This is a genomic window from Streptomyces sp. AF1A, assembly GCF_047340315.1.
In the GTDB taxonomy this organism is placed as follows: domain Bacteria; phylum Actinomycetota; class Actinomycetes; order Streptomycetales; family Streptomycetaceae; genus Streptomyces.
Genome location: NZ_JBLEBI010000243.1, coordinates 1 through 8,211 on the forward strand (window position 1 = coordinate 1; position 8,211 = coordinate 8,211).

Genomic DNA, 8,211 nt, shown 5'->3' on the forward strand with positions numbered 1-8,211 from the left:
GGCCTGTCCGCCTCGCTCGCCGCGCTGCGCCGGATCACCGGTGATCTCACCGCCGTCGTCACCGTGGCCGACGACGGCGGTTCCAGCGGTCGCCTCCGCGACGAGCTGGGCGTGCTGCCGCCCGGCGACCTGCGCAAGGCGCTGGCCGCGCTGTGCGGTGACGACGAGTGGGGCCAGACCTGGTCCCGGGTCATCCAGCACCGCTTCCAGTCCCAGGGCGACCTGCACGACCACGCGGTCGGCAACCTGCTGATCGTCGCTCTGTGGGAGCAGCTCGGCGACCATGTGCAGGCCCTGGACCTGGTCGGCAAGCTGCTCGGCGCGCACGGCCGGGTCCTGCCCATGTCCGCCGTGCCGCTGGAGCTGCAGGCACTGGTCAAGGGGCACGACCCGGAGCGCCCCGACGAGGTGGACACCGTGCGCGGGCAGGCGACCGTGGCGCTCACCCCCGGCGAGGTGCAGTCGGTGCACCTGGTGCCGCCCGACCCGCCCGCCGTTCCGGAGGCCGTGGCGGCCGTGCTGGACGCGGACTGGGTGGTGCTCGGCCCCGGCTCCTGGTTCTCCTCGGTGATCCCGCACCTGCTCGTGCCCCGGCTGCTGGACGCCCTCACGGAGACCAAGGCGCGCAAGGTCCTGTCCCTGAACCTCGCCCCGCAGCCCGGAGAAACAGAGGGCTTCTCCCCGCAGCGTCATTTGGAGGTTTTGGGGCGACACGCCCCTAAACTCGCCCTGGACGTGGTGCTGGCCGACGAGGCCGCCGTGCCCGACCGGGACTCGCTCACCGAGGCCGCCAAACGGCTGGGAGCCGCGGTCGAGCTGGCGCCGGTGGCCCGGACCGACGGTACGCCCCGGCACGACCCGGAGCTGCTGGCCGCCGCGTACGACCGTATTTTTCGGATGCATGGAAGGATCGGCCCATGGCGATGACGGCAGCGGTGAAGGACGAGATCTCCCGGCTCCCCGTCACCCGGACCTGCTGCAGGAAGGCGGAGGTCTCCGCCATTCTGCGGTTCGCCGGCGGCCTCCACCTGGTGAGCGGGCGCATCGTGATCGAGGCGGAGCTGGACACCGCGATGGCGGCCCGCCGCCTCAAGCGGGACATCCTGGAGATCTTCGGCCACAGTTCCGAGCTGATCGTGATGGCGCCGGGCGGACTGCGCCGCGGCTCGCGCTACGTCGTACGGGTCGTCGCGGGTGGTGACCAGCTCGCCCGCCAGACCGGCCTGGTCGACGGCCGCGGCCGGCCGATCCGCGGGCTGCCCCCGCAGGTGGTCTCCGGCGCCACCTGCGACGCTGAGGCGGCCTGGCGCGGGGCGTTCCTCGCGCACGGCTCGCTGACCGAGCCCGGCCGATCCTCCTCCCTCGAGGTGACCTGCCCGGGCCCGGAGGCCGCGCTCGCGCTGGTCGGTGCCGCCCGCCGGCTGTCCATCGCGGCGAAGGCCCGAGAGGTGCGCGGGGTCGACCGGGTCGTCGTCCGTGACGGTGACGCGATCGGCGCGCTGCTGACCCGGCTCGGCGCGCACGAGTCCGTACTGGCGTGGGAGGAGCGCCGGATGCGCCGCGAGGTGCGGGCCACCGCCAACCGGCTGGCCAACTTCGACGACGCCAACCTGCGCCGCTCGGCCCGCGCGGCCGTCGCGGCCGGCGCCCGGGTGCAGCGCGCGCTGGAGATCCTGGGCGACGAGGTTCCCGAGCACCTCGCCGCGGCCGGCCGGCTGCGCATGGAGCACAAGCAGGCCTCGCTGGAGGAGCTGGGCGCCCTCGCCGACCCGCCGTTGACCAAGGACGCGGTCGCGGGCCGGATCCGCCGCCTGCTCGCCATGGCCGACAAGCGCGCCGCCGATCTCGGCATCCCGGGTACGGAGGCCAACCTGACGGAGGAGCTCGCGGACAACCTGGCCGGCTGACCGACTCCACGTCGCCTCGATCCACGTCGCCTCGATCCAGGTCAACTCGCCGGTGCCGACGCCCGCTTGGGGCATGTCGGCACCGGCTTTCCCATGCCCTCGGCGTCGCCGTTCGCATGTCCGTGAGGGGCCCGGACGGCACATCGCGGGCGCGGACGCCCGCACGGCCCGCGGCAGGTGCTCTCAAGCGCCGACGGGGCAGTCCTGTTGAGGAGATCGGACGGCGATGCCGGGGAAGGCACGGGCCCGCGCGACAGGTGAGCGGAACCCCCTCTCAACGGTGCAGAAATGGGGTAGTCGACAGGTGAGCCGACCCGCTCACGAACGAGTGACAACAGCGTCCATCGGGGGCCGCATTACGTAACAAATACGAGTGAAGCCACTGTCGATCCCTGGTGGTCCGTACCCCTACTGACGGGTACGGACTGCCTGCCCGTGTATGCGGCATCTCGATGTCACTCAGGGGCCCTCAGAGAGGTAGGGTCGGTGGTGGTCGGGGACATCCCAAACAGAGCTCGCCGGCACCGCATGGCCGGCGTACCAACGAGGAGATCGGTTCGTGACGATCCGCGTAGGCATCAACGGCTTCGGCCGCATCGGGCGTAACTACTTCCGCGCCCTGCTGGAGCAGGGGGCGGACATCGAGGTTGTGGCTGTCAACGACCTGGGTGACACCGCGACCACCGCTCACCTGCTCAAGTACGACACGATCCTGGGTCGCCTCAAGCAGGAGGTCTCCCACACCGCCGACACCATCACCGTGGACGGCCACACCATCAAGGTGCTCTCCGAGCGCAACCCGGCCGACATCCCCTGGGGTGAGCTGGGCGTCGACATCGTCATCGAGTCGACCGGCATCTTCACCAAGAAGGAAGACGCCGCGAAGCACATCGCCGGCGGCGCCAAGAAGGTCCTCATCTCGGCTCCGGCCAAGGACGAGGACATCACCATCGTCATGGGCGTCAACCAGGACAAGTACGACCCGGCGAACCACCACGTCATCTCCAACGCCTCCTGCACCACCAACTGCGTGGCGCCGATGGCGAAGGTGCTCGACGAGAACTTCGGCATCGTCAAGGGCCTGATGACCACGGTGCACGCGTACACGAACGACCAGCGGATCCTGGACTTCCCGCACAAGGACCTGCGCCGCGCCCGTGCCGCCGCCGAGAACATCATCCCGACCACCACGGGTGCCGCGAAGGCCACCGCCCTGGTCCTGCCGCAGCTCAAGGGCAAGCTGGACGGCATCGCCATGCGCGTCCCGGTGCCGACCGGCTCGGTCACCGACCTCGTCGTCGAACTCGGCCGCGAGGTCACCAAGGAAGAGGTCAACGCCGCCTTCCAGAAGGCCGCCGAGGGCGAGCTGAAGGGCCTCCTCGACTACACCGAGGACCCGATCGTCTCCTCCGACATCGTCAACGCCCCGGCGTCCTGCACCTTCGACTCCTCCCTGACCATGGTTCAGGAGGGCAAGAACGTGAAGGTCATCGGCTGGTACGACAACGAGTGGGGCTACTCCAACCGCCTCGTGGACCTCACGGTCTTCGTCGGCAGCCAGCTCTGATCACAGCCGGACCTCGCAGTGGAAGCAGGGCTCGGGCAGCGCACCGCCGCGCTGTCCGGGCCCTGTCCCGCGTACGGACCACGTCCTTCTACGATCAGGTGCACCACGAGCCCTCCTCAGGAGTCCACTCAATGAAGACGATCGACGAACTTCTCGCCGCCGGCGTGAGCGGCAAGCGGGTCTTCGTCCGCGCCGACCTCAACGTCCCGTTGGCGAGCGGCACCATCACCGACGACGGCCGCATCCGCGCCGTGCTGCCCACCGTCAAGGCCCTCGCGGACGCGGGCGCCAAGGTGGTCGTCGCCTCGCACCTGGGCCGCCCCAAGGGCGCCCCGGACCCCGCCTTCTCCCTCGCTCCGGCCGCCTCCCGCCTGGGTGAACTCCTCGGCTCCGCCGTGGCCTTCGCGACGGACACCGTCGGCCGGTCCGCCAGGGACACGGTCGCGGGGCTGGCCGACGGCCAGGTCGCCGTCCTGGAGAACCTGCGCTTCAACCCCGGCGAGACCGCCAAGGACGACGCCGAGCGCGGTGCGTTCGCCGACCAGCTCGCCGCCCTGGCCGACGTCTACGTCGGTGACGGCTTCGGCGCGGTCCACCGCAAGCACGCCTCCGTCTACGACCTCCCGGCCAGGCTGCCGCACTACGCCGGCTACCTGATCGCCACCGAGGTCGGCGTCCTGAAGAAGCTCACCGAGGACGTCAAGCGCCCCTACGTCGTCGCGCTCGGCGGCGCCAAGGTCTCCGACAAGCTCGCCGTCATCGACCAGCTGCTCGGCAAGGCCGACCGCCTGCTCATCGGCGGCGGCATGGCGTACACCTTCCTCAAGGCCAAGGGGTACGAGGTCGGCATCTCCCTCCTGCAGGAGGACCAGATTCCGGCCGTCACCGAGTACCTGGAGCGCGCCGAGAAGCAGGGCGTGGAGCTGCTGCTCCCCGTCGACGTCGTGGTCGCCCGGGAGTTCCCGGACCTGAAGGCCCAGGCGCCGACGGAGCACGCCGTGGTCGACGCGGACAAGATCCCCGCCGACCAGGAGGGCCTGGACATCGGCCCGGAGACCCGGGCGCTGTACGCCTCGAAGCTCGCCGACGCCGCGACCGTCTTCTGGAACGGTCCCATGGGCGTCTTCGAGCACCCCGACTACGCCGAGGGCACCAAGGCGGTCGCCCAGGCACTCGTCGACGCGGACGGCTTCAGTGTCGTCGGCGGCGGCGACTCCGCCGCGGCCGTGCGCACGCTCGGCTTCGACGAGAACGCATTCGGCCACATCTCGACCGGTGGCGGCGCCTCCCTCGAATACCTCGAGGGCAAGACGCTCCCCGGCCTCGCCGCACTGGAGGACTGACCTCAATGAGCACGCGCACGCCGCTGATGGCGGGCAACTGGAAGATGAACCTCAACCACCTCGAGGCCATCGCGCACGTCCAGAAGCTCGCCTTCGCCCTGGCCGACAAGGACTACGAGGCCGTCGAGGTCGCCGTCCTGCCGCCCTTCACCGACCTGCGCTCCGTGCAGACCCTGGTCGACGGCGACAAGCTCAAGATCAAGTACGGCGCCCAGGACATCTCCCAGCACGACTCCGGCGCCTACACCGGCGAGATCTCCGGCCCGATGCTGGCCAAGCTCAAGTGCACCTACGTGGTGATCGGGCACTCCGAGCGGCGCCAGTACCACAACGAGACCGACGAGCTGGTGAACGCCAAGGTCAAGGCCGCCTACAAGCACGGCCTGACCCCGATCCTGTGCGTCGGCGAGCAGCTGGAGGTCCGCGAGGAGGGCAGCCACGTCTCCCACACCCTCATCCAGGTCGAGGGCGGCCTGAAGGACCTCCCGGCCGAGCAGGCCGAGACGATCGTGATCGCCTACGAGCCGGTGTGGGCCATCGGCACCGGCAAGGTCTGCGGCGCCGACGACGCCCAGGAGGTCTGCGCCGCCATCCGCGCCAAGATCGCCGAGCTGTACTCGCAGGACGTGGCCGACAAGGTCCGCATCCAGTACGGCGGCTCCGTGAAGGCCGGCAACGTCGCCGAGATCATGGCCAGGGCCGACATCGACGGCGCCCTGGTCGGCGGCGCCTCGCTGGACGCCGACGAGTTCGTCAAGATCGTGCGTTTCCGCGATCAGTAGGACGGGCTGTGAGTAGGCGGTAGCGGCGATACGTCGTACCCTTGCGGGGGCACGGCCCCGGTGCTGTGCCCCCGTCGTCCATCCGAATCCGAGGAAGTTGGTCCAGCCGTGGTTTTGGGGTTCTCGATCGCCCTGATCGTCTTCAGCCTGCTGCTGATGCTGCTGGTGCTGATGCACAAGGGGAAGGGCGGCGGCCTCTCCGACATGTTCGGTGGTGGCATGGCGTCGTCCGTCGGCGGCTCGTCGGTCGCCGAGCGCAACCTGGACCGGATCACCATCGTGATCGGTCTGCTGTGGTTCGCGTGCATCATCGTCCTCGGCATCCTGATGAAGACGACCAGCTGAGCACCGTCGCGCAGACGCACACATTCCGTACAAAAGGCCCCATGTTCGGTGCGCGCTCCTGTGCGCGGCCTATCATGGGGCTTGCGTCTATGAGCGGGGCTCTTGTAACTCCAATCACTGGACGCGCGTTGGGCCTTACGTAGACTGAGGCGCTCGCAGCGAAGCGAAACGCCGACGCGCTTCGCGGCACCATCACGCAGGGAGTTACGACCGTGGCAAGTGGCAACGCGATCCGAGGAAGCCGGGTCGGGGCGGGGCCGATGGGCGAGGCCGAGCGCGGCGAGTCCGCGCCGCGGCTGCGCGTCTCCTTCTGGTGCTCCAACGGGCACGAGACGCAGCCGAGCTTCGCCAGCGACGCGCAGGTCCCCGACACCTGGGACTGCCCGCGCTGCGGCTTCCCGGCCGGGCAGGACCAGGACAACCCGCCGGACCCACCGCGCACCGAGCCGTACAAGACGCATCTCGCGTACGTACGGGAGCGGCGCAGCGACGCGGACGGTGAGGCGATCCTCGCCGAGGCGCTCGCCAAACTGCGGGGCGAGATCTAGGAGTTCCGGGACCGGCCGGGTGCCTGCGGGCGCCTGGCCGGAGCCGTCTGGGCCCGCGGACCCGGCCGATTGTCAGTGGTGCCCTCTACGGTTTTCGTGAAGGCGAGAACCGCGAGGGGGAGTTGTGACGGCGGTCGGGACGGGGGAGACGCGTGCGCCCGCGTGGCGCGGGGGCTTCGGGCGGTTGTGGACGGCCGCCGTGGTGTCCCGGTTCGGGGACGCCTTGCGAGGAGCCGCGCTGCCGCTGCTCGCCGCCTCGCTGACCGAGCGGCCCCTGCTCATCGCCTCGGTCACCGCCTGCGGCTATCTGCCCTGGATCCTGTTCGGCCTGCTCGGCGGGGCGGTCGCCGACCGCGTGGACCAGCGGCGCGCGATGTGGACCGTGGACGCGGTACGAGGGCTGCTGATGGCGTCCTTCGCGGTGGCCGTGGCTCTCGGCCACGCCTCGATCACGCTGCTCATCGCGCTGGCCTTCACGCTGACCCTGCTGCAGACGCTGTTCGACAACGCCGCCACGGCCCTGTTGCCGGTCCTGGTGGCCCCGGCGACGCTGGGCAGCGCCAACGCCCGGCTGATGACCGGCCAGAAGATCGCCGGTGGATTGGTGGGGGCGCCCGCCGTGCCGGTGCTGATCGCCGCCGGAGCGGGCGTCCCGTTCCTGGCGGACGCCGCCAGCTTCCTGCTGGCCGCCGCCCTGGTCGCCTCCCTGCGGATCAGCGCGCCCGAACGCGAGCCGCGACCGGACGGCAGCACCCTGCGCCGGGAGATCGCCGCCGGGCTGCGCACCCTGTGGCACGACCGGGCCCTGCGCGGGCTGTGCGCCGCCACGGCCCTGTGCAACATCGGCATGGGCGCCCTGATCGCCACCCTGGTCGTCCTGGTGACCGGCTGGCTCCGCGCGGGCACCGCGGGATACGCGGCGGCGACGACCGCCTTCACCGTGGGCGGCCTGGCCGGGGGCGTGCTGAACCGGCGGATCACGGCCCGGCTCGGCCCGCTGCGGACCGTGCTGCTCGCGGGCGCCGTCCAGACCGGGGCGCTCCTCGTCATGGGCTCGGTGCGCAGCCTGGGCGCCCTGGTGGCCGCCCTCGCCGTCTTCGGCGGCATGAGCATGCTGTGGAACGTCAACACGACGACACTGATGCAGCAACGCGCCCCTGCCGACATGCTCGGCCGGCTCGGCTCCGCCTTCCGCACCCTGGCCGTCGCCGGAGCCCCGCTGGGGGCCCTGCTCGGCGGCGCCGTGGCCACCGCCTGGGGCCGGGGCACACCGGCCCTGCTCACGGCCGCCTTCTTCGTCCTGTCCGTCGCCGCGCTGATACCCGCCCGCAAAGCGGACGTACCTGTTGGTGCGCCGGACGCCGATGTCACGACAGCTCGTGCGCCGGGGTGATCAATTAGGTTGGAACAGCTGGGACAGGCACGAAAGAAGGCGGAAGTCGGAAATGAACGCAGACGGCCGTACCAGGCTCAACCAGACGCCCGAGTGGACCGCTCTCACCAAGCACCGGGAGGAACTGGCCGACACCCATCTCAGAGACCTGTTCGCCGCCGACCCCGGCCGCGGCACCGGATACAGGCTCCAGGTCGGCGACCTCTACGTCGACTACTCGAAACACCTGGTCACCGACGAGACGCTGCGGCTGCTGCGCGAGCTGGCCGCGGCGAGGGACGTGTTCGGGCTCCGGGACGCCATGTTCCGCGGCGAGAAGATCAACG

General features: G+C 70.7%; 8 protein-coding genes and 1 pseudogene. All 9 read left to right on the forward strand.

The annotated features are described in order from the left end of the window. Positions 1 to 927, forward strand: a 927-nt coding sequence (locus ACLU3S_RS34200) for a gluconeogenesis factor YvcK family protein (RefSeq protein WP_413955876.1), incomplete at its 5' end; no start/stop codon positions are given. Beyond that, positions 918 to 1,907, forward strand: coding sequence for a DNA-binding protein WhiA (gene whiA, locus ACLU3S_RS34205; protein WP_014672011.1), 990 nt, complete (start codon positions 918 to 920; stop codon positions 1,905 to 1,907). The genes ACLU3S_RS34200 and whiA, both read left to right, overlap by 10 nt. Positions 1,908 to 2,466: 559 nt before the next feature. Then, entirely contained in the window at positions 2,467 to 3,474 is a 1,008-nt protein-coding gene (gap, locus tag ACLU3S_RS34210; protein WP_413955877.1) for a type I glyceraldehyde-3-phosphate dehydrogenase, read from the forward strand. 131 nt (positions 3,475 to 3,605) lie between these two features. Then, positions 3,606 to 4,817 carry a phosphoglycerate kinase gene (locus ACLU3S_RS34215; protein WP_413955878.1) on the forward strand — a complete coding sequence of 404 codons (1,212 nt, stop codon included), beginning with the start codon at positions 3,606 to 3,608 and terminating at the stop codon, positions 4,815 to 4,817. A 5-nt stretch (positions 4,818 to 4,822) separates the two neighbouring features. Beyond that, positions 4,823 to 5,599 carry a triose-phosphate isomerase gene (gene tpiA / locus ACLU3S_RS34220; protein WP_413955879.1) on the forward strand — a complete coding sequence of 259 codons (777 nt, stop codon included), beginning with the start codon at positions 4,823 to 4,825 and terminating at the stop codon, positions 5,597 to 5,599. Positions 5,600 to 5,707: 108 nt separating this feature from the next. After that, complete coding sequence (secG, locus tag ACLU3S_RS34225) at positions 5,708 to 5,944, forward strand: preprotein translocase subunit SecG (RefSeq protein WP_356863319.1); 237 nt, start codon at positions 5,708 to 5,710, stop codon at positions 5,942 to 5,944. A gap of 212 nt (positions 5,945 to 6,156) precedes the next feature. Beyond that, entirely contained in the window at positions 6,157 to 6,492 is a 336-nt protein-coding gene (locus ACLU3S_RS34230) for an RNA polymerase-binding protein RbpA (protein WP_079083975.1), read from the forward strand. Between the two features lie 124 nt (positions 6,493 to 6,616). After that, complete coding sequence (locus ACLU3S_RS34235; protein ID WP_413955880.1) at positions 6,617 to 7,885, forward strand: MFS transporter; 1,269 nt, start codon at positions 6,617 to 6,619, stop codon at positions 7,883 to 7,885. A gap of 52 nt (positions 7,886 to 7,937) precedes the next feature. Next, positions 7,938 to 8,211, forward strand: a pseudogene (locus ACLU3S_RS34240) (glucose-6-phosphate isomerase); the annotation flags it as partial.